Here is a 510-nt window from a genome sequence, read left to right on the forward strand (position 1 = left end):
CTGGCGCAGGCGCTGGCGGCCCAGCATCCGCGGGCGGTCGCGGGGCTGGTGCTGTGGTCGCCCCTGGTGCGCGAACGCGACGACCGGTTGGACCCGCTATTTTGGCCCTGGGGCGTGCCCTTGATGTGGCTGGCGCATAATCATGGCCAGGCCGTGACGCACGAACCCGCCATGGGCCCGATCTGGACGGGCGACGTCCATCTGGACGGCTATGTCGCGCTGGCCGAACTGACGCGCGGGCAGATGACCCGGGCGACCTTCCGGCGCGTCACCGCGCCGGTGTTCCTGGGCTATTATGATCGCGACCCGGCTCATCAGGACCCGACGGTTTCGGTCGCCGCGATGCTGGCCATGTTCGACCAGCTCGGCACGCCGCCCCAGGCCAGGCGCAAGGTGGATTTCCCCGGCGCCGATAGCCACGTCATCGTCTCTCCGCTGCGCTCGCACGCCGCCGCCGCGGTCTGCCGCGCCACGCGCGACGCGCTGCACGACCTGATGGGCCTGGACCCG

Annotated in this window: 1 protein-coding gene; it reads left to right on the forward strand. The window is 71.4% G+C overall.

The annotated features are described in order from the left end of the window. The coding region (locus HUK84_RS22680; RefSeq protein ID WP_374729418.1) for an alpha/beta hydrolase at positions 1-510 on the forward strand (510 nt) is incomplete at both ends.

Origin of the sequence: Nguyenibacter vanlangensis (assembly GCF_013376155.1) — a bacterium.
Lineage (GTDB): Bacteria > Pseudomonadota > Alphaproteobacteria > Acetobacterales > Acetobacteraceae > Gluconacetobacter > Gluconacetobacter vanlangensis.